General features: G+C 38.7%; 24 protein-coding genes. 11 read left to right on the forward strand and 13 right to left on the reverse strand.

The features are described 5' to 3' along the window. The first annotated feature begins 61 nt into the window (after nucleotides 1-61). The gene (gene dapE / locus J7R07_RS03425; protein WP_208435536.1) at nucleotides 62-1,234 is read left to right on the forward strand and encodes a succinyl-diaminopimelate desuccinylase; all 1,173 of its coding nucleotides are present in this window, start codon (nucleotides 62-64) and stop codon (nucleotides 1,232-1,234) included. Nucleotides 1,235-1,333: 99 nt separating this feature from the next. On the opposite strand, the gene hemW is transcribed toward dapE, so the two are convergent. Then, the gene (gene hemW / locus J7R07_RS03430) at nucleotides 1,334-2,533 is read right to left on the reverse strand and encodes a radical SAM family heme chaperone HemW (RefSeq protein WP_208435537.1); all 1,200 of its coding nucleotides are present in this window, start codon (nucleotides 2,531-2,533) and stop codon (nucleotides 1,334-1,336) included. Next, nucleotides 2,530-3,177 (reverse strand): non-canonical purine NTP pyrophosphatase, encoded by a 648-nt coding sequence (locus J7R07_RS03435; protein ID WP_208435538.1) that lies wholly within the window; start codon nucleotides 3,175-3,177, stop codon nucleotides 2,530-2,532. Before J7R07_RS03435 ends, hemW begins: the two co-directional genes overlap by 4 nt. A gap of 312 nt (nucleotides 3,178-3,489) precedes the next feature. Between J7R07_RS03435 and hrcA the strand changes: the two genes are divergently transcribed. Further along, nucleotides 3,490-4,560 carry a heat-inducible transcriptional repressor HrcA gene (hrcA, locus tag J7R07_RS03440; protein WP_208435539.1) on the forward strand — a complete coding sequence of 357 codons (1,071 nt, stop codon included), beginning with the start codon at nucleotides 3,490-3,492 and terminating at the stop codon, nucleotides 4,558-4,560. A gap of 125 nt (nucleotides 4,561-4,685) precedes the next feature. After that, nucleotides 4,686-5,348 carry a nucleotide exchange factor GrpE gene (gene grpE, locus J7R07_RS03445; protein WP_208435540.1) on the forward strand — a complete coding sequence of 221 codons (663 nt, stop codon included), beginning with the start codon at nucleotides 4,686-4,688 and terminating at the stop codon, nucleotides 5,346-5,348. A gap of 104 nt (nucleotides 5,349-5,452) precedes the next feature. On the opposite strand, the gene thpR is transcribed toward grpE, so the two are convergent. The 6 genes from thpR to J7R07_RS03475 all read right to left on the reverse strand — a co-directional run bounded on the left by thpR (nucleotide 5,453) and on the right by J7R07_RS03475 (nucleotide 10,518). After that, nucleotides 5,453-5,992: an RNA 2',3'-cyclic phosphodiesterase gene (gene thpR, locus J7R07_RS03450; RefSeq protein ID WP_208435541.1), complete on the reverse strand. Its 540-nt coding sequence runs from the start codon at nucleotides 5,990-5,992 to the stop codon at nucleotides 5,453-5,455. A gap of 648 nt (nucleotides 5,993-6,640) precedes the next feature. Continuing rightward, complete coding sequence (locus J7R07_RS03455) at nucleotides 6,641-6,937, reverse strand: HPr family phosphocarrier protein (protein WP_208435542.1); 297 nt, start codon at nucleotides 6,935-6,937, stop codon at nucleotides 6,641-6,643. Nucleotides 6,938-6,962: 25 nt separating this feature from the next. Beyond that, complete coding sequence (locus J7R07_RS03460) at nucleotides 6,963-7,352, reverse strand: PTS sugar transporter subunit IIA (RefSeq protein WP_208435543.1); 390 nt, start codon at nucleotides 7,350-7,352, stop codon at nucleotides 6,963-6,965. A gap of 131 nt (nucleotides 7,353-7,483) precedes the next feature. Further along, nucleotides 7,484-7,948: an HPr kinase/phosphatase C-terminal domain-containing protein gene (locus J7R07_RS03465; RefSeq protein ID WP_208435645.1), complete on the reverse strand. Its 465-nt coding sequence runs from the start codon at nucleotides 7,946-7,948 to the stop codon at nucleotides 7,484-7,486. A gap of 23 nt (nucleotides 7,949-7,971) precedes the next feature. Then, nucleotides 7,972-9,756, reverse strand: a complete 1,785-nt coding sequence (locus J7R07_RS03470; protein WP_208435544.1) for a sensor histidine kinase — start codon at nucleotides 9,754-9,756, stop codon at nucleotides 7,972-7,974. Between the two features lie 39 nt (nucleotides 9,757-9,795). Further along, nucleotides 9,796-10,518: a response regulator transcription factor gene (locus J7R07_RS03475; RefSeq protein WP_208435545.1), complete on the reverse strand. Its 723-nt coding sequence runs from the start codon at nucleotides 10,516-10,518 to the stop codon at nucleotides 9,796-9,798. A gap of 377 nt (nucleotides 10,519-10,895) precedes the next feature. On the opposite strand from J7R07_RS03475, the gene lysM reads away from it, so the two are divergent. After that, on the forward strand, nucleotides 10,896-11,351 hold the full coding sequence (gene lysM, locus J7R07_RS03480; protein WP_208435546.1) for a peptidoglycan-binding protein LysM: 456 nt from the start codon (nucleotides 10,896-10,898) through the stop codon (nucleotides 11,349-11,351). 125 nt (nucleotides 11,352-11,476) lie between these two features. Here lysM and J7R07_RS03485 read toward each other — a convergent pair whose 3' ends face one another. Next, the gene (locus J7R07_RS03485; RefSeq protein ID WP_208435547.1) at nucleotides 11,477-12,031 is read right to left on the reverse strand and encodes a copper chaperone PCu(A)C; all 555 of its coding nucleotides are present in this window, start codon (nucleotides 12,029-12,031) and stop codon (nucleotides 11,477-11,479) included. An 861-nt stretch (nucleotides 12,032-12,892) separates the two neighbouring features. On the opposite strand from J7R07_RS03485, the gene dnaK reads away from it, so the two are divergent. From dnaK to lepA, 5 genes are all read left to right on the forward strand, one after another. Then, nucleotides 12,893-14,785 carry a molecular chaperone DnaK gene (gene dnaK / locus J7R07_RS03490; RefSeq protein ID WP_208435548.1) on the forward strand — a complete coding sequence of 631 codons (1,893 nt, stop codon included), beginning with the start codon at nucleotides 12,893-12,895 and terminating at the stop codon, nucleotides 14,783-14,785. Nucleotides 14,786-14,943: 158 nt separating this feature from the next. Next, the gene (gene dnaJ / locus J7R07_RS03495; protein WP_208435646.1) at nucleotides 14,944-16,089 is read left to right on the forward strand and encodes a molecular chaperone DnaJ; all 1,146 of its coding nucleotides are present in this window, start codon (nucleotides 14,944-14,946) and stop codon (nucleotides 16,087-16,089) included. Nucleotides 16,090-16,713: 624 nt separating this feature from the next. Then, complete coding sequence (gene argB / locus J7R07_RS03500; protein ID WP_208435549.1) at nucleotides 16,714-17,619, forward strand: acetylglutamate kinase; 906 nt, start codon at nucleotides 16,714-16,716, stop codon at nucleotides 17,617-17,619. Between the two features lie 33 nt (nucleotides 17,620-17,652). Next, nucleotides 17,653-18,567 carry a DMT family transporter gene (locus J7R07_RS03505; protein ID WP_208435550.1) on the forward strand — a complete coding sequence of 305 codons (915 nt, stop codon included), beginning with the start codon at nucleotides 17,653-17,655 and terminating at the stop codon, nucleotides 18,565-18,567. A 558-nt stretch (nucleotides 18,568-19,125) separates the two neighbouring features. Continuing rightward, nucleotides 19,126-20,931: a translation elongation factor 4 gene (gene lepA, locus J7R07_RS03510; protein WP_208435551.1), complete on the forward strand. Its 1,806-nt coding sequence runs from the start codon at nucleotides 19,126-19,128 to the stop codon at nucleotides 20,929-20,931. Nucleotides 20,932-21,010: 79 nt separating this feature from the next. Here the strand turns inward: lepA and dapD are convergent, their stop codons facing one another. After that, a complete protein-coding gene (gene dapD, locus J7R07_RS03515) occupies nucleotides 21,011-21,859 on the reverse strand; it encodes a 2,3,4,5-tetrahydropyridine-2,6-dicarboxylate N-succinyltransferase (protein WP_208435552.1) in 849 nt (282 codons plus the stop codon). 112 nt (nucleotides 21,860-21,971) lie between these two features. On the opposite strand from dapD, the gene J7R07_RS03520 reads away from it, so the two are divergent. Continuing rightward, nucleotides 21,972-22,835 carry an LOG family protein gene (locus J7R07_RS03520; protein WP_208435553.1) on the forward strand — a complete coding sequence of 288 codons (864 nt, stop codon included), beginning with the start codon at nucleotides 21,972-21,974 and terminating at the stop codon, nucleotides 22,833-22,835. A 31-nt stretch (nucleotides 22,836-22,866) separates the two neighbouring features. On the opposite strand, the gene truA is transcribed toward J7R07_RS03520, so the two are convergent. The 3 genes from truA to def are packed head-to-tail and all read right to left on the reverse strand — an operon-like array spanning nucleotide 22,867 to nucleotide 25,071. After that, nucleotides 22,867-23,610, reverse strand: coding sequence for a tRNA pseudouridine(38-40) synthase TruA (gene truA / locus J7R07_RS03525; RefSeq protein ID WP_208435554.1), 744 nt, complete (start codon nucleotides 23,608-23,610; stop codon nucleotides 22,867-22,869). Nucleotide 23,611: 1 nt separating this feature from the next. Next, nucleotides 23,612-24,541, reverse strand: coding sequence for a methionyl-tRNA formyltransferase (fmt, locus tag J7R07_RS03530; protein WP_208435555.1), 930 nt, complete (start codon nucleotides 24,539-24,541; stop codon nucleotides 23,612-23,614). After that, nucleotides 24,541-25,071, reverse strand: a complete 531-nt coding sequence (gene def / locus J7R07_RS03535) for a peptide deformylase (protein ID WP_208435556.1) — start codon at nucleotides 25,069-25,071, stop codon at nucleotides 24,541-24,543. The genes fmt and def overlap by 1 nt, the downstream gene beginning before the upstream one ends. An 89-nt stretch (nucleotides 25,072-25,160) precedes the next feature. On the opposite strand from def, the gene J7R07_RS03540 reads away from it, so the two are divergent. Next, entirely contained in the window at nucleotides 25,161-26,345 is a 1,185-nt protein-coding gene (locus J7R07_RS03540; RefSeq protein ID WP_208435557.1) for a DNA recombination protein RmuC, read from the forward strand. Nucleotides 26,346-26,356: the final 11 nt, after the last annotated feature.

The raw sequence follows: 26,356 nt of genomic DNA on the forward strand, positions 1-26,356 counted from the left end.
TTTTTGGGAATTCAGCTTAATAATCTTTGATAATTCTTAAGTTCAAATGGGAAAAGCACCTATGCCTGTTCTTACAGATCCACTTCAGCTCTTACAGGCGCTTATTCGGTGCCCTTCTGTTACACCTCATGAAGCGGGTGTTTTATCAACTTTAGAACAATTTTTAACAAAAATAGGGTTTTGTGTTGAGCGTCCTATTTTTTCAGATAAAAATACAGCAGATGTTGAAAATCTTTATGCAAAGATAGGGAGAGAAGGACCGCATCTTATGTTTGCAGGCCATACAGATGTTGTGCCACCAGGAGCACTGGAAGACTGGAGGTATCCTCCTTTTGAAGCTGTCATAGATCAGGGCAAGTTATACGGGCGGGGCGCTGTTGATATGAAAGGTGGCATTGCTTGTTTTGTTGCAGCACTTGCTCGGGTTCTTGAAAAACGATTCATAAAAGGAATGATAAGCCTTTTGATTACCGGTGATGAAGAAGGTCCTGCAATTAACGGTACAGTCAAACTTCTCAAATGGGCAGAACAAAAAGGTGAAAAGTGGACCGCAGCTCTTGTGGGAGAACCAACGAGTGCCAAGATTGTTGGTGATGTAATCAAAATTGGTCGTCGGGGATCAATTTCTGGTATTATAACGGTTAAAGGGCGTCAAGGTCATGTTGCTTTTCCCGAGCGGGCAGCCAATCCATTGCCGTTAGTCAGTAAGCTCATTCAAGCGTTGACACAAACGGCTTTAGATCAAGGCACAAAAAATTTTCAACCAAGTAATTTGGAATTAACAACCATTGATACGGGTAATTCTGCGGTAAATATTATTCCAGCGCAGACGATGGTTCGTTTTAATATACGTTACAATGATCTTTGGACAAAAGAAGCGCTTATGGCAGAAATTGAAAAGCGTCTCTCTTCAGCGCATTCAAAAAACAAGGGTGATCAATACCCCTCCTACCAACTTGAATGGATTCCAAGCTTGGGGGATGTTTTTTTGACTAAAAATGATAAACTCGTTAAAACTTTATCAAACGCTATTGAAAGTGTAACAGGGAATATACCAGAATGTTCAACTTCAGGGGGGACGTCGGATGCGCGATTTATTAAAGATTATTGTCCCGTGATTGAATTTGGTTTACCGGGGCAAACTATGCATATGGTTGATGAATGTGTGACCCTTGATGCAATGGAAACCCTCACAACTATTTATGAACGTTTTATTGTTGATTTTTTCGCGTAAAAAAGAATTCACTGTTTTTTTAGAAGTCTTTTTACTACGAATTGAAAACTGTGAAATTATATCATAAGTAATATGTAGTAGGTGTAAGTTATGGAGATTTTAATTTGCTAATTGGTTGATGATATAGTCAAGAAGGATCCGTCCTTTGCTTGTCGCTTTTAAGCGCTGGTTTCCTAGCATTTCTACCAGCCCTTGTTGTTGTAAATCGATAAGCTTTTCCATTGGTAAGCTCTTTGCGTTTAAGGTTTCATAACGCGCAAGATCTAAACCCTCACAAAGACGCAAACCCATGAGGAGCATTTCATTTGCTTGTTGCTTAAGAGTCAATAGCTCTGTTTCAATACAACCATGCCCCGTAGTTTCTACCAATTCAAGCCAATGTTCGGGATATTTTTCATTTATTGTCACATAACGCTTACGATGTTCAACGGGAAAGGAAAGTGCTTTTGAAGAGGTGGAGGAATGATTCGATACATGTTCAATAAAGCGACCATGTGCTCCTGGACCAAAGCCTGCGTATTCGTGATAACGCCAATAGAGAAGATTATGTTCTGATTCGGAACCGGGGATTGCATGGTTTGAGATCTCATAGGCTGGAAGCCCACGTGTGGCAGTTATTTCTTGGGTAAGATGATACAGGTCTGCTGCGAGTTCTGCAGCGGGGAGGATAAGCCTTCCTGCAGCATGAAGCCGTTTGAAAGCAGTTCCCTCCTCGATCGTCAGTTGGTAAAGAGAGAGATGATCTGCTGCCAAATCAATGGCTTGAAAAAGTTCACCTTTCCATTGCTCAATTGTTTGTTCAGGGCGCGCATAAATGAGATCAAAGGATAAACGCGGAAAGATTTCTCGTGCTAGAGTGATAGCATAAAGAGCTTGTTTTACATCATGGAGACGGCCAAGTTGTCGTAGCGCCTTGTCATTAAGTGCCTGTACACCTAGGGATAAGCGATTAACGCCTGCTGCGCGATATCCACGAAAGCGTTCTGCTTCTACACTTGACGGGTTAGCTTCCAATGTGATTTCAGCTTTATCATCAATTGTCCACTTTTTTGTAAGTGCTTGCAACAGGGCATCAACAGTTTGAGGCGTCATAAGAGAGGGTGTTCCCCCGCCAATAAAAATACTCGTAATATGACGTGGACCTATTTTATGGTACTGCGTTTCCATCTCGCGTTCAAAAGCAGTTACAAAACGTGGTTGATCAACACCATGGACGCGAACATGGGAATTAAAATCACAATAAGGACATTTTGCAGCACAAAAGGGCCAATGAATGTAAATACCAAAAGATTTATTCATGAAAGTGACAAAAGGTTTTCTGCTAAAAGCTTGAAAGCACGTGCGCGATGCGAGAGGGGTGTTTTATCATCGAGTTTCCAGCCGTGTTTTTGCTCCGTTGACATTTCTCCAAAGGTATTTTCATATCCATCTGGTAAAAAAATGGGGTCAAAACCGAAACCTTTATTTCCACGTGGAGGCCAAATAAATGTTCCTTCGACGCTGCCGCGAAAATAATCTGCATGAGCATCGGGCCAGGCAATACAAATGACCGATATAAAACGACATTTTCGTTGACTTTTTTCCTGCGCTCCTATTTTTTGGAGTTCATCTTCTATTTTTTGCATAGCTTTTAAAAAGTCACGTGTACCATCAGGTTGAAGAGCAAGGTTAGCTGTATAAACGCCTGGTGCCCCATCCAATGCATACACTTCCAAACCTGAATCATCAGAAAGAGCAGGAAATCCTGTACTTTTTGCTGCCGAAAAAGCTTTTATGTATGCATTTTCTTCAAATGTTGTTCCCGTTTCTTTTGGTTCTGGTAATCCGAGCTCTTTTGCGGATTGTATTGTTAAACCGAAGGGAGCAACTAAAGTGGTAATTTCGTGCAATTTACCAGTGTTATGTGTAGCAATTACCAGATTCTTGGCTGCTCTGTTTCTCATAGACATTTCTCCAAAAATGAAAAGGGAATAGTCTGTGCTAAAAACTAGCTTAGACATTCACATATACGCGTTCTGCTAGATTTTATGCAACACAATCTTTTTGCATGTTTATTGATATTCCACTCAAATAAAATCTTTAATATTTTGTAAGGATAATGATCAAAAAGACTTATAATTGGCCCCTTTTTTTGATGATAGTATTTTTTTATAATAATATATAATATGCTTTTGCGCTACTTTAGCCTATTTGACCAAACCTTAGCAAAACTTATATAAGAGAGAAGTATTTTTAAAGTAGTATAAAGAGTCTTAATGAAGCACAAACCTATTGATGAGGAACTGAAATATCTTGATGAGCGTTCGCGTGACATCTTTCGTCATATCGTGGAAGCCTACCTTAGTGATGGTGAACCTGTAGGATCACGAAATCTTTCAAGACTATTGCGACAGACATTATCGCCTGCAACGATTCGCAATGTGATGAGTGATCTTGAACATCTTGGTTTGATTTATGCACCTCATGTATCTGCGGGGCGAATGCCGACACAATCGGGATTACGGTTTTTTGTTGATGCATTTATGGAAGCAGGTGATTTACCAAGCGATGAGCGCGAAAGTATTGAAATGCAAGTTAAGGAAGCTGGCCATGCACAATCAGTTGAACACTTTCTTATTCAAGCGAGCCAGGTTCTTTCAGATCTTTCACGTGGAGCGGGTCTCGTTTTAGCAACGAAACATGAAGGGACATTGAAGCATATTGAATTTGTGCGCCTTGATAGGGAACATGCTCTTGCCGTTTTGGTGACTCAACAAGGTGAGGTTGAAAATCGTATTGTTCATTTACCAGAAGGGGTTACCCATGCGCAATTAACAGAGGCAACGAATTTTCTCAATGCGCATATTCAAGGGCGTACATTGAGTGAAGCTAAAGAAGAAATAGCACGTTTATGCTTAGAAACACGGGCTGCTCTTGATCATTTGTCTCATCATCTTGTTGAAACGGGTTTAGCTCTTTGGGGAGGAGAAGATGCTGATCATAAGATACATCTTATTGTTCGCGGGCGCGGTAACTTGCTTGAAGATGTGAAGGCAGAAGAAGATTTAGAGCGGTTAAGGCATCTCTTTGATGACCTTGAAACGCGCGAAAGTATGGCACAGCTTCTCGATTTAACGGATGAAGGTTCGGGAGTTCGTATCTTTATTGGTTCAGAAAATAAGCTATTTTCTCTTTCTGGTTCTTCTTTAGTAGTGGCACCTTATCGTGATTCAAAACAAAGAGTTATTGGAGCCTTAGGAGTTATTGGGCCCACACGGCTTAATTACGCAAGGATTGTGCCTATGGTTGATTATACCGCTCAACTTGTCTCACAACTGTTGCGTTAAAACGACAAAGTGAATATTTATATTATAGATGTTCATTGTATGTAAGATATGTAAAGACCCCTTGATTTTTGTCTGCAAAATTTCGATATCGAGAATAACAAATCTGATGAAGGAATGGAATTTTTATGTCTGATGAAAAAAACAAATTTACTGATGCTTCATTTGAAAATCGCGATTTGAAAAATCCAACTGATCGCGATGCGCTTAAGCAAGCAGCTGATGCGTTTTTAAAAACGCGAGAAGCAGAAGATCGTGCAGAGGTTGAAGAGGAAAAAGATGAGTTTATCGATCCCTTGGTTGCTTTGCAGGACGAAAATAAAGAGCTGAAAGATCAGCTTTTACGTCTTGCTGCAGATATGGAAAACCTTCGGCGTCGTACCGCGCGTGATGTAGCGGATGCAAAAGCTTATTCAATTGCTAATTTTGCGCGCGATATGTTATCTGTTTCTGATAACCTCAGTCGTGCTTTGGAAGCTATTCCAGAAGGGGCAAAAGAGAATGATGCTGGTTTGAAAACATTGGCTGAAGGTGTAGAAATGACTGCGCGTGCAATGATGGCAGCGCTAGAACGCCATGGAGTACAGAAAATTCATCCCGAAGGGCAAAAATTCGATCCTCACTTTCATCAAGCGATGTTTGAAATTCCTAATTCTGATATGCCAGATAATACCGTTCAGCAAGTTGTTCAGGCTGGTTATATTATCGGTGAGCGTGTCTTGCGTCCTGCTATAGTAGGTGTGGCCAAAGGGGGAACGAAAGAATCTTCTATAGAATCTGATTCGACTTAAAATGTACCATGACAACGTTTGCAGTGTAAAATATAACACAGCATAAAATCCTACATTCGTAAGGCATCTATAAAAGAGAATTCTAAAGGGTGTTAAGCACCCTTTTATTCTTGAAGTGTCCAGCTTCCTTTTAAAATATACGGGGCATTGCTTGAGGGAGAGGGCGATGATAATAAAACAAAATGATTGATCTCAAAAGGAGGAAACGAAAAATCACCTCGAGAAGCCAGATAAGAAGGAAGATCTTCAGGTTTAATATCAAGCAGTCGCGCAACAGTAATATGCGGAATGAATTGTTTTTCATCAGGCATTAAGCCCAACCTATTTCGAATAGATTGCATTTTTTCATGTAAAAGGTTGAGTGTTTCACAAGGCTCAATGCGGACAACAAGAGAATGTGGAACATCGTTTGAAGTAAAAACTTCAAAACCCTTTATCTGTAGTAAAAAAGGAGGGAACTTTATTGTATCAAAAGCATGCATAAGTTCATTTGCTACAGTACTTTCAACTTCACCAAAAAAAGATAAAGTAATGTGAAAATTCTGCGGATTAATCCACTGTGCGTTTGATAAGCCATTTTGCAGTGATATGAGTGCTTCTTTTGTTTGTTGGGGAATCTGAAGGGCACTAAATAAACGATACATAATATCTCCTTACAGTAAAAGAATGCTACCGCAAACGCGATGGCGAAGAAGTTAAAAGTGGTGTACGTCACTAAAGATAAGAAAATGGTGTAGAAAAATAGTGTTTAAAAAATGTCTGCTATAATGATGAATTGCATTCATAAAGCTTCCTAGTTTTGAAAGAATGGCTATTATGATAATAAAAGTTAGATTCATATGCGTTTTATCACGAGGATGTGGAGTGGGAAGTTTTTTGTGCTTTCATCTATCAACACCACAAACACGGCTTAAGATAAGAAAAGTGGAGAGACTTATAAGCGTGAGAACATTTTTACATTTCCTTAAAATAGCTTAAAATTAGCATATTTAGCAAAGGATAAATATCCCTCTTTTCTGTAAATAATTCATCTTACATGTTAAGTGTGAAAACAGTTGTAATGTGTAACAAACATACAAATTGATCAAATAGTGTTAATAGTGAAAGCAAACACAAATATTGTGCACGACACAATTACTACGAACATTTATGCTTAGTATAACCGTAACATCAATCCATAACGAATATTGGTACTTTTAAGAGAAAAACAAAGAAGCAAATCAGAATAATCATAGCAAGAAGTCTTTGCTTATCTTATGAGTGATCTTATATCTTTTTTTGGGTAAGGAACTTTAGTTCTCTTCTCCAAATTTATTATTGATAAGTTTTTCAAGAGCATCGAGAACATCAGTTGCTTCTGGTCCCGAAACACGAATGGTAAGGTTACAACCAGGAGAGGCTGCTAACATCATAAGTCCCATAATTGATGAACCGCCAACGATTTTTCCATCTTTTTCAACTTCAACAATAGCGTTGAAATTATCAACAATTTGGACAAATTTCGCAGATGCACGTGCATGCAAACCACGCTTATTACAAATATTAAAATGACGGCTTAGTTTGGATGGAAGAGGGCTTTTAGAAAACATCAGTGTTTAATTATCCGCTATAAAATCATACTGGTACATTAATATATTTACGTCCTGCTTCTTGCGCTATTCTTAAAGCTTCTGATAACGAAATATCAGGACATTGTCGAATAGAAATTAGTTTAATGAGCATAGGTAAATTAACTCCTGCGATCATTTCAACGCGTCCTTTTTCGATAGCAGGAATAGCTATATTCGACGGTGTTCCACCAAACACATCCGTTAATATGATAACGCCATGGTTTGTATCTATAGAGGAAACTGCGGCTATAATATCACCACGGCGCTGGTCTATATCATCATCGGGATGAATGCATATTGTTGCGAATTTTTCTTGTGTTCCAACAACATGTTCCACTGCATGTAGAAATTCAACAGCCAACTCACCGTGCGTTACAAGCACGAGTCCAATCATTTACACAAACTCCTGTTAACTAGAGATCCGACCATAGTGGTGGGAAGTATATTTTACAAAGCTTTAGCCTGCTGCCAAGAAAAATTTGCAAAAAAAGCAAAAATAATGATTTTTTTATATTTAGAAAAAAATTATACAGATTTACACCATATTTTTCTAAAAAAGAATGCTTCAATGGCCTGACAGATGGCTGTACAATCGGCTTCACGAAGGCTAGGGAGTTTTAAAAGAGGAATATGTATATCTGCAAATTGAAAAGTTTGATTTGTAGAAAAACGCTCATATTCAGGCCCAAGAAGAATAACGCAATCGATAGCCGCTTGTTTTTCAAACTCTATCATATAAAGGCCAACACCGCGAATCTCAATACCGCCTTGCAAATCTTCTGGAGTGCACCCATAAAGTTTTCCATTTTCTACACGGAGCATTGTATAATCATCACTGATAAATTTTGCCTCACGTTTTGACCATTCAGCACGGTCGAGCAAAGAAAGGGTAAGGGTTGATTTTCCTGATCCCGATGGGCCTATAATCAAAAGCCCCTTTCCTCCCAGTTGAAGGCAGTTTGCGTGTAGTATTTCATTTTTTGTTTTCATACCTTCTACTTTAAATAAAAGATTCATTTAGCTAAGGGAAGCATAATAATAAAGCGTGCACCAGTTTTATTACTTCCAAATTCAGAATCAACAATATTTTCGGCTGTAATTGTTCCATTATGAGCTTCTATAATTTGCCGACTAATAGAAAGGCCAAGGCCTGAGTTTTGACCAAAAGTATCTTCATTTGGACGATCAGTATAAAAACGTTCAAAAATGCGTTCAATATTTTCTGAACGAATACCAGGACCATTATCTTCAATAGTTAAAGTGAGGGTTGAAGCATGACTTTTCATAGTTATAGAAATTTTACCACTATCATGAGGAATAAAGGAACGTGCATTCTCAATGATATTAGAAATGACCTGCCCCAAACGAAGTTCATGTCCTAACACGAAATAGGATTTTCCATGAGGACGTGGAACAATCTTAAGGCTTATATCAATAGTTTGCCTATTACGATATACTTCCTGAACAGCATGAACAAGACTTTCTAAAAGCAGTGTCATATCAACAATCTGTGCAGTTTCACGAGCAAGCTCTGCATCGAGCCGCGAGGCATCAGAAATATCAGTAATCAAACGATCAAGACGACGCACATCATGTTGAATAATTTCAAACAATTGTTCCTGCGCTTCTTCATTTTTAGCCAGTGGGAGTGTCTCAACAGCACTACGCAGTGAAGTCAGAGGATTTTTTAATTCGTGGCTTACATCAGCGGCAAAACGTTCAATAGCTTCAATACGTGTATAGAGGGCATTTGTCATATCACGAATAGAGGTTGAAAGGTGCCCAATTTCATCTTCACGCATTGAAAAATCAGGAATTTCTACGCGCTTATTATTTCCGTTGCGTACACGGTTGGCGGAGGCAGATAATTTGCTCAAGGGATGCGCAATCGTGTGTGCCAAAAAGAGGGAAAGCACTAACAGCACACTGCCTACGACGGCAAAGACTTTAAAAATAACGAGTCTTTCACCTTTTACAATATTGTCAATATCTGAACCAGTGGTTGAAAGAAGAAGCGCTCCCACCACTGCACGATAGCGTTGAACAGGCACGGCAACAGAAACGATTAATTGACCTTGTCTGTTGCGTCGTTTGGCAGTAGAAAGAGATCCATTTAATGCCTGATATACTTCTTTATAAGCAATATTACTATTTTTTATTTGCTCTTTATCAAGAGTAATACCATTGCTATAAAATTTACTTGAGAACCATGAATAAAAACGTTCCCATATATTTTGTTCAGTTTTAAGTGGGGGCAAATCATAGCTAAAAACTTCGCCACTAGAATAAAGAACACGTGAATCAAGAAGTAAAGTAGCATCACGATCATAAATACGTGCTCTTGTTGTTTTAGGTGTGATGAGGCGTCGTAAAAGAGGGGCAACTTGTTCAGGATTAATGGGAAAGTCCCAAGAATCAGTTGATTGAGGTGCAGGCGTGACGCTTTCTCCAGCCTGTAATTCTAGAAGTTTTTGTGGGTCAATAAGAATAGAATTCGTATCTACTGTTGCAGAAGCGGCAATGGCCCCAGCAATAATTTTTCCTTGGATGCATAAACTTTTAATTTTAGCTTCAATCAAACCATCACGAAATTGATTAAGGTACAAAATACCCGTAACCAAAATAGCGAGGGCAGCAATATTTAACATAACAATACGGCGTGTAAGACTGGAAAAAAACAACTGTCTAAGGAGACGCTGCACCCTAAGACGCAAATGCATAAACATAGCAAATAACGTCAAAATCATTCCATTGGGTGTTGTATTTTGTAAAGTTTCCAGTTGAGGATCTTTTGTCATAGATTTGATCGCCGTTCAAACTTGTGCGACAAAATAGCTTCATATTTCGTGGAAACGATAGCCTACACCATAAAGTGTTTCAATCATTGCAAAATCATCATCCACCTGTTTAAACTTTTTACGCAGACGTTTAATGTGACTATCGATGGTACGGTCATCTACATAGACTTGATCGCTATACGCAGCATCCATCAAAGCATCACGACTTTTTACAACTCCTGGTCTTTGTGCTAGAGTCTGTAGAATCAAAAATTCTGTAACAGTCAGAATAACAGGTTTATCTTTCCATGTACAGGTGTGACGCTCTTGATCCATCACAAGATCTCCACGTTTGAGAGAAGAGGTCGGAGAAGTTCCTGTTACAAGCGGTTGGTTGCGCGCATTGGAACGGCGTAGAATAGCTTTCACGCGTTCAATGAGGAGGCGTTGCGAGAAAGGTTTGGTGATAAAATCGTCAGCTCCCATTTTAAGGCCAAACAGCTCATCGATTTCATCATCTTTAGAGGTAAGAAAAATAACTGGAATATCAGATTTTTGACGCAATCGGCGCAAGAGTTCCATTCCATCCATGCGGGGCATTTTAATATCAAAAATAGCTAAATGCGGGGGATGAAGTGTTAAACCTTTGAGGGCAGATGCTCCATCTGTATAACTTTCAACCCTATAGCCTTCTGTCTCAAGCGCAAAAGATAAAGATGTCAAGATATTACGGTCATCATCAACAAGTACAATCGTTTGCGTGATTGCTGGTGTATCTTTCATGGCTTCTTAGACCTTTCTATTGTCGTGGTAGCAAACTACTCACGCTATTTATATGGGAGTTCACATTTTTTTTGCAAAATAAATATGATACAAATTGTAGCAAAGTAAAAACCCTTTCATTTTTACGGTAAAAGCTTGTTTTATCTTTGTAATTTTATAATGCCTTTGCGCGTGTTAAGATCCCTTCGATTGAGAGAAAATTTTTATAAAGACGTTTTTTTACAAAGTTTATAGCTACATTTGTCCCATAATTGAACAGGTTTATTTTTGATTGTTGAAGTTTAGAAAAACTGCCTATCTCTTTTTAAGAGCAAAGAAAAGAGTGTGATGACATGTGCGTAAAAAATTTACTTCCACTGTAAACAAAGGAGGCCATAATGGGATTTTTTAATTTTGTGAAAACGGTTGGTGAAAAGCTAGGTATTGGCGATCATGAACCAGAAGAAAAAGATTTTAAGGCTGCATTTGATAATTTTCAGCTTGGTACGGAAAAAGTGAATATTCAGGTTAAAAATGGCAAAGCTGTTTTGAGTGGTGAGGTTCCAGATAGGGAAACACTTGAGAAAGCACTTTTGGTTGTTGGCAATTCGCAGGGTATTTCTTCTGTTGATATTGATCAATTAAAGGTTGCGGATACTACGTCGGTTAAAGCTTCTCGTTTTTATGAAGTTAAATCTGGTGATAATCTTTGGAAAATTGCCGAAGAAGTTTATGGAAAAGGACAAGGTAATAAAAATACATTTATTTTTGAAGCAAATAAGCCGATGCTAAAATCTCCTGATAAAATTTATCCGGGACAAGTTTTGCGTATTCCTGAACTTAATCACGCTTAAATAATAAGGCAGAAGATAAGTTTTTTATATTTTCTTACACTATATTTTCCAGCATTAAACAAAACAAGAAGCGTAAAAAGATTGTCACGCTTCTTGTTTATCGGTATAAGTGATAATAAAAGAACCTAGTGAGTATGAGTGGATTTGGAGGGTGATCCTCCTACCATAGCGTTCACAGAGAAATCAATGTCAACGGTTCCTGCTTTCTCAAACGTCAATTTTGCGCTGATTTTGTCACCTGGTTTGAATGGTTGTGAAAGCCCCATGAACATAACATGATCACCCCCAGGCTTAAGGGTAACTTCACCATTGCCCGGAATTTCAATGCCATGATGAATATTTTCCATTTTCATGATGTCGTTAACGACTGCCATAGAATGAATTTCCGTTGTTTGTACCCCTTGTGTTGAAATAGAAATCAAACGATCTGGGGTATTACCATGATTAATTATGTAGAGATAACCACTTCCAACTTTTATACCTTCAGGTGTTGCGCGTGTCCAGGGATGTAGGATTTCTATGTCTCCAACTCTATATTGCTGAGCGGTTGCAGGTAAAGCTGTGCAAGCAAAAAGAAGAACACACACAATATTTATTATAACTTCTTTGAATGGGTGTTGTGTGCGAGCTGTATATTGAGAGGCGAGCCTCTTTCTCTTCACGACGAGAAATGTTATCATTGATTAACCCTCCTTCATTAGATTTACTTTTTTATGTTTTCTTTTATTTTTAGCAGAGTTTTTGTTCAAAATAAAAGAAAGAATTACCTATCGTTATATGAACAAAGATAGAAGGGCATAGATCTGATTTAAAGGAGCAGTCCATTTCAAGGCGAAGAAGGCAGCCTTAGGATATTTTGCAAATTTCGTATATATATTAAAGAAAAGGTCATGTTGGATGTATTCAGAACGTGTCTTTCAAAGAGCAATTAAGAACTCAAAAATGGAATTATTAAGGATAGGTTAACAAGAAGATATCCTCATAAATAATATATTTAAAAAGATGATGTTTAACGTCATAAGTAAGTGATGTAAAATACATCAACATCTGTTGATGTATAAAGATTGGTATTCATTATAGAGGTTTAGCTAAAAATGGTTGTGATATTTGTGGTGTAAGCCACTTGCTTGTGGCAATATTATAAGAGGGTCTTCCTATCAGGATCTCGTGTGGTTGTGAGAAACCGAGGAGAGATGTGTGGTTATAATCTTTATTTTCCCAATTTTTATAGATCGATATATCATTATGAACATTGTAAGAAAGATATGCTATGATGTTCATATCCTCAGTAGAGATGGTATTTACGTCTAAGTAAAATGCCTATTCTAAAAGAAAAATTTTATTTTGAGAATGTTTCTCTCGTTATTCTCTTGTAGCGATAAGAGCCTGTTCTTATATACGGAGCAGAAAGGCTTGTTGTGACTTGAAGTTTATTGTTTGTATAATTTGAAGTGAGATGCGGCCTTTAAGTGTTATGAGGAGCTGTCTTAAAAAAATGCTTGATGAAGGTTGAGGTAGCTTGCTGAAATGGAGATTATAATATGGCAAAAGTAATTGGTATTGATTTGGGGACAACGAACTCTTGTGTCGCTGTTATGGATGGCAAAAACGCAAAGGTTATTGAAAATTCAGAAGGAGCGCGGACAACACCTTCTGTTGTTGCTTTTACTGATGGGGGAGAACGGCTTGTTGGGCAACCTGCTAAACGACAAGCGGTTACAAATCCTGAAGGCACGGTTTTTGCGGTTAAACGCTTGATTGGTCGCCGTTTTGATGACCCCATGGTTGAAAAAGATAAAGCACTTGTACCTTATAAAATTATCAAAGGCGATAATGGTGATGCGTGGGTTGAAGAAGCGGGTAAAAAATATTCTCCATCGCAAATTTCCGCTATGATTTTGCAAAAGATGAAAGAAACGGCGGAGTCTTATCTTGGTGAAAAAGTTGAGCAAGCGGTTATTACAGTTCCTGCGTATTTTAATGATGCCCAACGTCAGGCTACCAAAGATGCAGGTAAAATTGCTGGGCTTGAGGTTTTGCGGATTATCAATGAGCCGACAGCTGCTGCTTTAGCGTATGGTTTGGATAAAAAAGACGGAAAAACCATCGCTGTTTACGATCTTGGTGGTGGTACATTTGATATTTCTGTGTTGGAAATCGGAGATGGTGTTTTTGAAGTTAAGTCGACCAATGGAGATACTTTTTTAGGTGGTGAAGATTTTGATATGCGATTAGTCGGTTATTTTGCCGATGAATTTAAGAAAGAACAAGGCATTGATCTGAAAAATGATAAATTAGCGTTGCAGCGCCTAAAAGAAGCGGCAGAAAAAGCAAAGATTGAACTTTCTTCCTCACAACAAACGGAAATTAATTTGCCATTTATTACGGCAGATCAATCTGGTCCCAAGCACTTAACAATGAAATTGACTCGGGCAAAATTTGAATCGCTCGTTGATGATTTGGTGCAGCGTACTATCGAGCCTTGTAAAGCCGCATTGAAAGATGCAGGGCTAAAAGCTGGTGAGATTGACGAAGTTGTTCTAGTGGGTGGCATGACACGTATGCCTAAAATTCAAGAAGTTGTGCGTAGCTTCTTTGGTAAGGATCCACACAAAGGCGTTAATCCTGATGAAGTTGTAGCGATGGGAGCTGCCATCCAAGGTGGTGTATTGCAGGGCGATGTAAAAGATGTATTGCTCTTGGATGTAACACCTTTATCTTTGGGTATTGAAACGTTGGGTGGAGTTTTTACACGACTCATTGAACGCAATACCACTATCCCAACTAAAAAATCACAAGTCTTTTCAACAGCTGATGATAATCAAAGCGCTGTGACTATTCGTGTTTTCCAAGGTGAACGGGAGATGGCCAACGATAACAAGTTACTAGCTCAATTTGATCTTGTTGGTATTCCGCCAGCACCGCGTGGTATGCCTCAGATTGAGGTTACTTTTGATATTGATGCGAATGGTATTGTCAATGTCTCTGCTAAGGATAAAGGAACTGGTAAAGAACATCAAATTCGTATTCAAGCATCAGGTGGTTTAAGTGATACCGACATCGAAAAAATGGTGAAAGATGCAGAAGAACACGCGGCTGAAGACAAAAAGCGCCGTGAAAGTATTGAGGCGAGAAATAAAGCAGAAGCTCTTATCCATTCAACTGAAAAAGCGCTAACAGAATATGGTGATAAGGTATCAGCTGAAGATAAGAGCCAAATTGAAACTGCAATATCTGATTTGAAATCTGCACTTGATGGTTCTGATACTGAAGAAGTAACAGCAAAAATGCAGAAATTAGCAGAAGTGAGTATGAAGCTTGGACAGGCTATGTATGAAGCTTCACAAACAGCAACAGCTAACACTGAAACAGATACAAAGGATGATGATGTGGTTGATGCTGATTTTGAAGAAATTAATGACAAGAAGAAATAATGTAAGCAAATGTGGTGATCACTTAATAAACCCGGCCTTTGAAATATAAGGCTGGGCTTTGTTATATGGGATAAGTTGCAACTTTTTTGCTAAAAATATAAATTGGAAGCAAATATTATTCATAAAGATGGATGACAGAAAATTATCAGGAATACATGATGAAAGTAGATTATTATGAAGTTCTTGGCGTGACTCGCGAATGTGATGATAAAAAGTTGAAATCTGCTTTTCGTAAGTTGGCAATGCAATATCATCCTGATCGCAACGCAGGAAATAAAGAAGCAGAACGAAAATTTAAAGAAATTGGTGAAGCTTATGAAGTCTTAAAAGATCCTCAAAAACGTGCTGCTTATGATCGCTTTGGCCATGCGGCTTTTGAAGGGAATGGCCGCGAGGGAGCAAATCCCTTTAGTGGTTTTACCGCAAGTGGTGGATTCGCCGATATTTTTGAAGATTTTTTTGGTGAAATCATGGGAGGGGTGCATCGCAAACGTGGTGATGGCCGCGAGCGTGGTGCTGATCTAAGTTATAATATGGAAGTGACTTTGGAAGAAGCGTTTTCAGGAAAAACGGCACAAATTAATATTCCAAGTTCGGTTACGTGTGATACCTGTGAAGGATCAGGTGCGAAAAAGGGTTCTAAGCCACAAGTTTGTGGAACTTGTCATGGATCTGGTCGTGTGCGTGCTGCACAAGGTTTCTTTTCTATTGAACGAACATGTCCTTCATGTCATGGACGTGGTGAAACCGTTACGGATCCATGCCCAAAATGTCAGGGGACAAGACGGGTAGAAAAAAACCGTTCATTGAGTGTGAATATTCCAGCTGGCATTGAAGATGGTACGCGTATTCGTCTTTCTGGTGAGGGAGATGCTGGCATTCGTGGTGGTCCTAGCGGTGATCTTTATATTTTTCTTTCCATTAAATCTCATGAGTTTTTTCAGCGAGAAGGGGCAGATCTTCATTGTCGTGTTCCTATTTCAATGGTTACAGCTGCTTTAGGAGGTGAATTTGAGGTTTCTGACCTTAATGGTGTCAAAACGCGCGTTAAGGTTCCAGAAGGTACACAAAATGGGCGTCAATTCCGCTTGAGAGGAAAAGGAATGCCCATGTTGCGCCGTCAGCAAGAAAGGGGCGATCTTTATATTCATATCACTATTGAAACACCACAAAAGTTGACACAGGAGCAACGCGAATTATTGCAAAAATTTGAGAAGCTTTCAAATCATGAGAATTCACCACAATCGCATGGTTTTTTTTCACGTATGAAAGAATTTTTTGAAAATATCTCGGGAAAAAATTAACGAATGTGCATCACAATTTTTGGAAGAATGAACATTTTTCTTTTTTGAAGAGGGAAAGGCTAGGTACTTTTCTGTTGCTATCTGTAGATGGTTTCAGATACTAGAGTTATAATGAACAGAAGAAAAAATTGAATGATTTTATAGCTCTCTTCAAGGAATTTTGTATGGTCTAGAGGTACAGAACTGTATTTGTGCTAGAAATTTTCTGATATAGCTCTATACTGGCGACATGGCACTTTATTTCGTCATTATAGAAGGGTTTTATTTTTATCTTATAAAATCAATGATTATATATATTTGTATTCATTTTTAAAGATCCATAGGGTAAAATTAGTGAGTTAAGTGTACGGCGTGGTTTGGAAATTATTCTGAATTCTGCTTCCAGGTTTTAGATATGATGTCATAAGATAATGATGTTTTGTACACCTATTTTGTTTGATTTTTAGATAGTAATTCTTTTTAAGAAAGCTGCTTTTGTCTCATCTCGTTATTACTTTTGTGATAATTTAAAGGAAAATGAATGTTTTTCAGGGGGGATGGATAAAGTAAAACTTGTTTTAAAATTTATTTGCGCTTTTCCTAAGTTCCACTAAGGGTAGGTAAAAGTGATGAGGAGGCTTTTTGATGGATGATGTTGAAAGTGGTGTTACAGATGTCTTTGAAAAACAAGCAGCATTTTTATCGTCTGCTCTACCTTATATGCAAAAATATGAAAATGAAACGGTCGTTGTAAAATATGGCGGTCATGCTATGGGTGATCCTGCTTTGGGGCGGGCATTTGCGCGAGATATCGCTCTGTTAAAGCAATCGGGAATCAATCCCGTCGTTGTTCATGGAGGAGGTCCTCAAATCGCTGAAATTTTGGTAAAAATGGGGATTGAATCACGGTTTGAAAACGGTTTACGCGTAACTGATGAGCGGACCGTTGAAGTGGTGGAAATGGTTTTGGCAGGCTCCATAAACAAGGAGATTGTTGCTCTCATCAATGCTGAGGGTGAATGGGCGATAGGATTATGTGGCAAAGACGGCAATATGGTTTTTGCTGAAAAGGCTTATAAAACTGTCATTGATCCCGATTCGCATATTGAACGTGTTTTAGATTTAGGATTTGTTGGTGAACCTGTGGAAGTTGATCGTACGTTATTGGATCTTTTGGCGTGCTCTGAGATGATTCCAGTTCTTGCTCCTGTGGCTCCAGGTCGCGATGGCAAAACCTATAATATTAATGCTGATATTTTTGCTGGAGCCATTGCTGGTACATTAGAGGCTAAACGTCTTTTATTTCTTACTGATGTTCCTGGTGTCTTAGATAAACAGGGTAAAATTTTAAAAGAATTGACAATTTTTGAAGCAGAAAACCTTATCAAAAATGGAACAATTTCAGGGGGTATGATCCCAAAAGTAGAGACTTGTATGAAAGCCCTTCAAAATGGTGTGGAAGGTGTTGCTATTTTAAATGGCAAGACTCCCCATTCTGTATTGCTAGAACTGTTTACTGAACAAGGAGCTGGAACGCTTATTGTTTCATAAGGCATACAGAGAAATTGGAGGAAGAAAACTTTCATGATTAATATAAAACGATTGAAACACTCTTTCTTAAGCAAGCCGGAACTCGCTTTATTTTTTGCAACAATATTGTGGGGTATTACATTTTTAGTCATTCACATCGCGGTACGTTATAGCGGTCCTCTCTTTTTTGTTGGATTTCGTTTTATTGTTGCATCACTTATATGTGGGACAATTTTTTGGCGCTCTATGAAAAGTATAACTGTTTATGAGATTTTTGCTGGAATGGCTATTGGTTTAGGAATGTTTTTGGGTTACGCTTTGCAAGCGATGGGGCTTCAAACGATTATTAGTAGTCAGTCAGCTTTTATTACGGCGCTTTATGTTCCGATAGTTCCAATATTACAATGGATTGTTTTTAAAAAGCCACCCCGTTTAGCCTGTTGGATTGGTATTATTTTTGCTTTTATTGGTTTGGTCTTTATCTCTGGACAAAAGCCAGGAAGTCTTGATTTTTCAAAAGGTGAAATTCTGACTTTGTTAGGCGCTTTAGCAATTGCAGGAGAAGTTATACTCATCAGCATTTTTGCCAGCAGTGTTGATAGCCGGCGCGTAACAATTGTACAGTTATTTTTTAGCGGTCTTTTTTCGTTTTTTTGTATGCCTTTGATGGGTGAAAGCATTCCTGAATTTTCGTGGGTATGGCTGAATATTGGTATAGGATTGGCTTTGATGAGTGCCATCATTCAATTGGCAATGAATTGGGCACAAAAGTCTATTTCGCCTACGCGTGCAACACTCATTTATGCAGGTGAACCTGTATGGGCTGGTATTGTCGGTCGTTTAGCTGGTGAGCGTTTGTCTCCTTTAGCTTTATTGGGGGGATTACTTATTCTGATTGGGATTGTAGTGGCTGAATTCCAGCTTTCACAATGGCGTAAGAAAGCTAAAGTAACTAAAAAAATTGATTAGCTTTACATCTCTTTTGTCGTAATTTTACCACATAATATTTGTGTTGGAAGAAATATCATTTTGTTTTTTTAATGAAATTAAGTAATTTTTTGATGTTTTTTCATCTTTAAGAAAAAAGAAAAGGAATCTTTTAGAAGATACGTACTTTTTTACAAGAATATTACGCAAGAAAATACATCTCTAAAGTTTTGACAGTTGAGAAAGTCATTGGTTTCGGTATCGAGTTTTTGATTTTATATAAAATTTATAAAACAAGCTGGTTACTGCGCGCAAAGGCAAAACAGTGCTTTTTGTGAATTTTAATCGCAAGTGGAGGCGTTATATGCATTGCTCATAATACAAGAATATATGAGTGATAAGGTCAGCGCGTATGAAAAAATGAAGAGCATTTGAATAGTTCTAATCATTGAGATTGTGTTTAGCAAATAAAAGCCTCATTTTTTATGCTATGCGAAGTTGTGTTTGAAAAAGCTTTTTTCATTTATATTCTTTTGAAAGGTTTTCAAAGGGGTACAATTGGTCTTTGCGTTTTGTACTATTCTTTGCTAAATCGCCTGTATGACAATAGATCGTAATTATATTCGTAATTTTTCCATAGTGGCCCATATAGACCACGGGAAGTCGACTTTAGCTGATCGTTTGATTCAAATGACAGGAGGGCTTGAGACACGTGAGATGAAAGAGCAAGTGCTCGATTCTATGGATATTGAGCGTGAACGTGGCATTACGATTAAGGCACAAACGGTACGTTTACACTATAAAGCAAAGAGTGGTGAAACCTATATTTTAAATCTTATTGATACGCCTGGTCATGTAGATTTTGCTTATGAAGTTTCCCGATCGCTAGCAGCTTGTGAGGGTTCACTGTTGGTGGTGGATGCGAGCCAAGGCGTTGAGGCGCAAACATTGGCGAATGTTTATCAAGCTATTGATAATTCTCATGAATTGGTTGTTGTACTCAATAAGGTTGATCTTCCAGCTGCAGAACCTGAGCGTGTAAAAGAACAAATTGAAGATGTCATCGGTATTGATACATCTCAAGCAGTAGAAATATCAGCAAAAACAGGTTTAGGTATTTCTGATGTTTTAGAAGCAATAGTCGCACAATTACCCCCTCCCCATACTGGTGAAGTAAACAAGCCTTTAAAAGCGATGTTGGTTGATAGCTGGTATGATACATATCTTGGTGTCATCGTTTTGGTGCGAATAATTGATGGTGTATTGAAAAAAGGTCAAACCATTCGCATGATGGGGACCGGGGCAAAATATCCAGTTGAACGGGTTGGAGTTTTTACACCAAAAATGATTCATGTCGATGAATTAGGGCCTGGAGAGATTGGCTTTATAACTGCTTCTATCAAAGAAGTTGCTGATACACGGGTTGGTGATACCATTACGGAAGAACGCTGCTCCTGTGAAGAGGCATTGCCGGGTTTTAAACCAGCTCAGCCGGTTGTCTTTTGTGGACTTTTTCCAGTTGATGCAGCCGATTTTGAAGATTTGCGTGCAGCTATGGGGAAGTTGCGCTTAAATGATGCAAGTTTTTCTTTTGAAATGGAAACATCAGCGGCTTTAGGGTTTGGTTTTCGTTGTGGTTTTTTAGGGCTTCTCCATCTTGAAATTATTCAAGAGCGGTTAGAGCGCGAGTTTAATTTGGATTTAATTGCAACAGCACCTTCAGTTGTATACCGCATGAATATGAATGATGGTACTGTGAAAGAACTCCATAATCCAGCGGATATGCCTGATATTATCAAAATTTCTTCTATCGAAGAACCATGGATTAGGGCGACAATAATGACTCCTGATAACTATCTTGGATCAGTTTTAGAACTTTGCCAAGAACGTCGAGGGAGACAGGTTAGTTTGTCCTATGTTGGGGCGCGTGCTATGGTGACATATGATTTGCCGCTCAATGAAGTTGTTTTTGATTTTTATGATCGTTTAAAATCAATTTCAAAGGGTTATGCTTCCTTCGATTATCAGATAACGGATTATATGGAAGGCGACTTAGTTAAAATGTCTATTTTGGTGAATGGAGAGCCTATTGATGCATTGTCAATGCTTGTGCACCGCACTATTGCAGAAAAACGTGGGCGTTCACTGTGTGAAAAACTAAAGGATCTTATTCCCCAGCATATGTTCCAAATTCCAGTTCAAGCAGCAATTGGTGGTAAAATCATTGCGCGTGAAACAATTCGTGCTTTGCGTAAAGATGTAACGGCGAAATGTTATGGAGGTGATGTCACGCGTAAACGAAAACTTTTAGAAAAGCAAAAAGAAGGTAAAAAACGTATGCGCCAATTCGGAAAAGTAGAAATTCCACAGTCAGCTTTTATTCAAGCACTTAAAATGAACAAATAATAAAAAAATGGAGGTTACTCCCTTAATTGAGTATACTTTTGTATTTTGTTGATTGCTTGGGATTGTTAAAGAATATTTTTTAATCACGTAAAAGATCATTAATAGATGTTTTCTCTCGTGTTTTTTGATCAACGCGTTTTACGATAACAGCACAATAAAGGTTGGGGCCTGCTTCACCATTTGGCAGTGGTTTTCCGGGGAGAGAACCTGGAACAACAACAGAATAGGGAGGCACTTCGCCTGTAAAAATTTCACCTGTTGTACGATCAATAATCTTTGTGGATTTTCCAATAAAAACTCCCATCCCTAAAACAGCGCCTTCACGGATAATGCAACCTTCAACGACTTCAGATCGTGCACCGATAAAACAATAATCTTCAATGATAGTTGGATTTGCTTGTAGTGGTTCTAAAACGCCTCCGATTCCAACACCACCAGAAAGATGAACATGTTTACCAATTTGTGCACAAGAACCAACGGTGGTCCATGTATCAACCATTGTACCTTCATCAACAAAAGCCCCGAGATTCACAAAGGATGGCATAAGTATGACGTTTGGTGCAATATAAGCAGAGTGGCGTACAATTGCTCCAGGAACGGATCGGAAGTCGGCTTTTTGAAAGTCAGCTTCTTGCCAACCAGAAAACTTCGAATGAACTTTGTCCCACCAATATGTTTCATTGACTCCACCGGAAATGATACGCATAGGATTGAGGCGAAAAGAAAGAAGGACAGCTTTTTTCAACCACTGATGAACATGCCATTGTCCATTTTGTTGACGTTCTGCAACACGGATTTCACCTTTATCGAGAAGGTTTAATGCATGTTCGACACTCTCACGAATTTCACCCTTTGTGTTGATATTGATAGAATTGCGATCTTCAAATGTTTTTTCAATAATCATTTCAAGTTTTGTGAGATGCGTCATGATTAAGATTCCATTAAATAAGTTGAAAGCTTCAAGATTTATCCTTTATGATCTACGCGAAGAAATATTTTCAGTCAACAAAACGATAAAGAAGAGAAAGTAGGGTAGGTGTATGAAAAAAGGCTATAAAGAAAAAAGAGAAGAAGCACAAAAAAATTGGGTGCCACTGACTCATGTGAAAGATGCCCTAAAACAGGTAAAAAAAGTTTCTGATTCAGCACAAATGCGTTCCCCTACTTATCGTTTGGCTTATATTGATCAAGAATTTATGATGCGTCCTGAATTACGTTCACAACGTATTGGTCTTGAGTTTTTAAAGCCAGAATTAACGCTTCAAGAATATGGTATTCAATCAACCGTTGTTTTATTTGGTGGTGCCCGTATTCCTGCGCCTGAGCAAGAAGCGTGGGCAGCAAAAAATGAAACGCAAAAGAAAAATTTGCATAGTATGTCGCATTATTACGATGAGGCAAGAGAATTTGCACGTTTGTGTTCACGCTATTCTGCCACAACCGAGTATCGTGAATTTGTGATTGTCACAGGGGGAGGACCAGGGATAATGGAAGCGGGAAATCGTGGTGCCATTGATGCTGATGCACCAACGATTGGTTTAAATATTGTTTTACCGCATGAACAAGAGCCTAATTCTTATGTGACACCACATTTATGTTTTAATTTTCATTATTTGGGGATGCGTAAAATGCATTTTCTCATGCGGGCGAAAGCATTAGCTGTTTTTCCTGGAGGGTTTGGTACTCTAGATGAGTTGTTTGAAACATTAACTTTAATACAGACAGGACGGATGAAACAAGTTCCGATTTTACTTTTTGGCAAAGAATTTTGGAACAAAGTGGTCAATTTTGATTATTTGTCAGCGCAAGGTACTATCTCTCCTTCCGATGTTGATTTGGTAAAATTTGTCGATACAGCAACTGAAGCTTTTGAAGAAATTTGTGCTTTTCATACACTTCCTTAATCACTTTTGAAGAAGTAACTTTGCAAGATAGTTAATATTCCACTTTGGTCAAATAAAGCCCTGAAGGGGGTGCGACAACACCACAACGTGTACGGTCTTTAGCGTGAAGAGCTGCTTCAAGATCTTGAGCCGTCCAGCGCCCAATACCAACTTCCATAAGGCTCCCTGCAAATGAACGGATTTGATGATGAAGAAAAGAACGCGCTTGTGCATAGAGAAAAATTTCTTCTCCTTCTCTTTGAACATCAAGGCGTTCAAGAGTACGGATAGGACTTTTGGCTTGGCAATGTACTGAGCGAAAAGTTGTAAAGTCATGTTTTCCTACAAGTTTTTGGGCTGCTTCATGCATGGCTTGCGCATTAAGGGGTTTTGGCAACCACCACACGCGTTTGGCATTGAGAGCTGGTGGCGAGCGGCGATTGAGAATTTTAAAAAGATAATGGCGTTTGATTGCGGAAAATCTTGCATCAAAGCTATCAGAAACATTTTCTACATTCAAGATTGCAATATCTTCACCTTGTTTTTGTAAATATGCATTGAGTGCATCACGAACAGTATACGTCGGCCAACTTTTTTCAAAATCAACATGTGTAACTTGTCCTGTAGCGTGTACACCTGCATCAGTTCGACCTGCTGTCGTAATGGTTAATTGTTGGCCACAAAAGCTAAAAAGTACCTGTTCAAGAGCTCCTTGGATAGTGTGAAGCCCTACTTGACGTTGCCAGCCAGCATAATTTGATCCATCATATTCAAGAGTAAGTTTAAAACGTGGCATTTTAAAAAACAGCAGAGATATGAGCGCCTCGCAAAAAGGTTGCATTCTCAAGAATTTTACCACCAGATCTTTGGAGATGGGTGATTTCAAGACGTCCTTGTCCACAATGGATAATCAAAGAATCTGGTTCTATTCGACCAATTTCAAGAGAAGGACCTGTTGTTAAGCGGCTTCCAAGAATTTTTACGCGTTCTTCTTTTTCACCGATAATCATGTTACACCAGCAACCAGGATAGGGCAAAAGTGCACGAATATATCTGTGAATACATTCTGCAGATTTTGTCCAATCAATGCGGGTCTCTTCCTTTGTGATTTTTGAGGCATAGGTTACGTCGTTATCTGGTTGTGGGGTAAGTTTAAGCTGACCTTTTTCAAGAGCTGAGAGAGCTTCTACCATAAGTTTTGCACCTATATGTGAAAGTTTATCTGAAAGTTCAGAGGCGGTCATGGTATCGGTGATAGGGATGGAATGGGAGAGAGCGATAGGTCCTGTATCAAGTCCTTCATCCATTTTCATAATCATCATCCCTGTTTCTTTATCACCAGCCATAATTGCACGCTGAATAGGTGCAGCGCCACGCCAACGTGGCAAGAGTGAAGCATGTGCATTAAAACAACCAAAACGTGGTGCCTCAAGGATAGGTTTCGGTAAGAGGAGTCCATAAGCAACAACAACAGCAACGTCAACACAAAGTGCTGCAAATTGTGCTTGCTGTTCAGTTGTTTTCAGTGTTTGGGGCGTGAATACAGGAATGGATTTTTCTTGTGCTGCATTTTGAATCGCTGAAGGGATCAGTTTAAGACCACGACGCCCTGCTGGGCGAGGAGGTTGGCTGTAAACAGCTACAATCTCATGGCCTGCGTCTAACAAAGCATGTAAAATGGGAACAGAAAAATGAGGTGTTCCCATAAAACTTAACCGTAATGCCATTACAAAACTGATTCCTGTGTATTGTTTTCTTTTGCGCGTTTTTTAAATTTTCGTATTACCATATCGCGTTTGATTTTTGAAATATAGTCAATAAAAAGACGACCATCTAAATGATCCATTTCATGCTGTAAGCAAGTGGCTAGAAGATGATCTGCTTCTATTTCTGTTTGTTTCCCTTCGCGATCTATATAGCGAACACAGAGGCGTTTGGGACGTTCCACATCTGCGTAATATTCAGGAATAGAGAGACAGCCTTCTTTGTAAATATTGCGCTCATCTGAAAGCCATAAGATTTCTGGGTTTATAATAACAAGCGGATTTTTCGGGGTATCATTCCCAGAGACATCTATGACCAACATGCGTAGAGGTATACCGACTTGAATAGCAGCAAGACCAACACCTCCGGCATGATACATGGTTTCCACCATATCATCAGCAAGGGTTTGAACAGCTGAATCAACATGCTCTACAGGTTTAGACACTTCCCGCAAAATCGGGTCTGGTAAAATAACTAAAGGTTTAATCGGCATAAGCACAGCTTAATCAATGCTTTGTTATGGGTCAATATTGAATAATGAATCTTGCGCTTTTTTATATTAAGAGCGTTATATTATTTTCCATGTTTGATTCGTTTTTTTCTTTCATGCTCGCTGATGAGTCTTTTGTTAAACTAAGTGCTTTGTTTTTACTGGTAATTTTTTGCTTAGTATTTTTGATGTTGATACATTCTCATCGGAAAAAAGCACTCTGGCAAAGAGAAGCTGCTGAACGCGCCCGTGAAACACAAATGCAGATAACTGCATTACTCAAAACACAAGCTGAAATGCAAGGACGGATGCAAACCATGGCAGAAATTTTTGGTCAAAGACAGGCTGAATTGAATAAGTCACTAAGTGAGCAGCTCAATGGGATGACAGCCAATTTGGGTCAAACGCTTCAGATACAGACCAAATCAACCTATGAAAATTTAAATCGTTTACAAGAGCGTTTAGCGGTGATTGATGCAGCACAAAATAATATCCAGTCACTTACAGGTCAAGTTGTTCAGCTACAGGCTATTTTAAGCAATAAACAGACGCGTGGTACTTTTGGTCAAGGACGGATGGAAGCAATTATTGCCGATGCTCTACCAGCAAATGCTTATGCTTTTCAGGCCGTTCTCTCAAATGGAAAGCGGCCAGATTGTCTCATTTATATGCCCAATAAAGCACCTTCTCTTGTTGTTGATGCTAAATTTCCTCTAGAAGCCTGGAATGCTATGCGTAAAGCAATGACAGCTCAAGAACGTCAAGAGGCAGAACGCCAATTTCGTACCAACATGGAAGTTCATATTCGTGATATTGCACAAAAATATTTAATTCCTGGAGAAACATACGACACTGCTTTTCTCTTTGTGCCATCGGAATCTATTTTTGCCACAATCTATGAGGATTTTGAACCATTGGTACAAAAAGCCAACCGCGCACATGTGATCGTTGTATCACCATCTTTGTTGATGCTTTCTGTTCAGGTTGTACAAACCATTATGAAAGATGCACGGATGCGTGAACAAGCGAATTTGATTCAGTCAGAAGTAGCAAAATTAATGGAAGATTTTGGACGAATGGATAGCCGTGTTCGTGCATTACAGAAGCATTTTTACAAAGCAGGTGAAGATATAGAGGGAATTTTAATATCATCTTCCAAAATTATGAAACGGGCTAACCGCATTGAAAATTTTGAATTAAAGGACAATAATTCTGAACCAACGACAATGACAACATCTGTTCAGTCACAAACATTGTGTTTTGTTGATGAGGAGTAAGACAAGATTCT

This window comes from Bartonella phoceensis (assembly GCF_902825145.1).
Classification (GTDB): domain Bacteria; phylum Pseudomonadota; class Alphaproteobacteria; order Rhizobiales; family Rhizobiaceae; genus Bartonella; species Bartonella phoceensis.